The 1,788-nt window shown below is 34.1% G+C and carries 2 protein-coding genes; both read left to right on the forward strand.

The features are described from left to right. The first annotated feature begins 159 nt into the window (after positions 1–159). Positions 160–825: a DUF2786 domain-containing protein gene (locus G7Y42_RS14835; RefSeq protein WP_165007680.1), complete on the forward strand. Its 666-nt coding sequence runs from the start codon at positions 160–162 to the stop codon at positions 823–825. 17 nt (positions 826–842) lie between these two features. Further along, complete coding sequence (locus G7Y42_RS14840; RefSeq protein WP_165007677.1) at positions 843–1,637, forward strand: ParA family protein; 795 nt, start codon at positions 843–845, stop codon at positions 1,635–1,637. Positions 1,638–1,788 lie beyond the last annotated feature (151 nt).

Genomic DNA, 1,788 nt, shown 5'->3' on the forward strand with positions numbered 1-1,788 from the left:
CTCTTCGTCAAATTTACGTGGTGATTTTCTGTTATTTACCATATTAAAAAGTCCTTTCAAAATTTGTGTCTATTTATTTAAGAGTATACCAAAAAAATGTGTCCACTTTATTAGGATACATGCAAAAGCATTTGGTCTTCATGGAGGTGGAAAAGCGAAGTGAAGGACAAACGCTTTATGAAAATTCAAAAACTTTTAGCTTTAGCAAACGATGCAAATGACAAAGAATCCATGAGCGCCTTAGCAAAAGCACAAGAGTTAATGCTTGCTTACGGAATATCTGAAGAACAAGTATTTGATTATAAACAATCTTCATTTGAAGAGAAAGTAGTTGATGTTGTTGTATATCAAGGGAAGCCGCAGAAATGGTTGTACCGATTAGCAGGAATTATTGCCTGGAATTTTAGAGTAAAGTTTTATTATGTGGCTGGAACACCCGTAAAGTTACATTTTCTAGGAACGAAAACAGATGTAGAGATTGCAGATATTACATTTCATTATGCAAAAGGAAGTATCGCTTATTGTGCGAGAAATTATATGCAACGTCCAGAAATCAAGCGAAAAAGAAAACGAAAATGGCAATTAAAACAAGATTATATTGAAGGATATCTTGTAGGTTTACGCGCACAGTTTTTGACACAAGTAGAAACAAAAGGATATGAATTAGCTTTGCAAGTGCCAGAATATGTGCAAAAAGAGTTTGATCAATTATCACTAGTGCCAGGAAAAGACACGTCTCACAAAACAAAAGACATGGTAGCATTTCAGGAAGGTGTGCGAGAAGGAGAACAATTTAGACAAAAGGAAAGTTTAGAATACAAATAATAAAGAGAGGAAAAAAAATGACAAAGTACATTACAGTAAACAATAAAAAAGGCGGAACAGGGAAAACGAGCGTATCTTGTATGTTAGCAGTATATCTTTCACAATTTGGGCAAACATGCTTGATTGATTCAGATGAAAGTGGCAATGCGACGAAACGATTTACGGAAGAAATAAACGAACAAGCAGAATTGACCCGCTTGTTTCGACGACAAGAAGTTGTACCAATGTCGGTTAGAGAGCAGTTAGATCTTGTTGCGGGAACAGCTGAATTAGAATTAGTGAATGCTGAATTAATTCAACGAATCAATAATACATTGATCTTTAGTAGCTATATTCGTCAACACGATACGTTTAAAAAATATGATTATGTTGTGATTGATACACGAAACGATAGTAACATAATAACCAATAATATGTTAGCAGTGTCAGATCTCGTTTTAGGGGTATCAGATCCAAGTGCAGATGGTTTTGAGGCCTTATTAAATTTAAGTAGCCATATTGATTATTTAACAACAGAGCTAATAGATTTTTTTACTGGTAAGAGCTATGTGCATGCGAAAGTACGTTATGTAGGTAACCAAATTGCACATAATACTGATGTTTCTCGACAGTTTAAACAAATCATTGCAATGAATGATTTGTTCTTAGGGTATTTCCAAGATCGCACAGCATTTGACGAAGCAAGTTTACAGCGAATTTCATTATTAGATTTGTTTGAACAAGAAAAGTATCAGCAAAAACAATATCAGGAATTTAAAAACCAAACATATGTATTATTAGAGAAAATTAAAATGAGTGTAGACGAGGATTAGGAGGCGAGCGAAGCAACGCCTCCTAAATACCTATGGAAAATACCTATGGAAAATACCTATGGAAAATACCTATGGAAAATACCTATGGAAAATACCTATGGAAAATACCTATGGAAAATACCTATGGAAAATACCTATGGAAAATACCTAT

The organism is Enterococcus sp. ZJ1622 (assembly GCF_011038845.1).
Taxonomy (GTDB): Bacteria; Bacillota; Bacilli; order Lactobacillales; family Enterococcaceae; genus Enterococcus_B.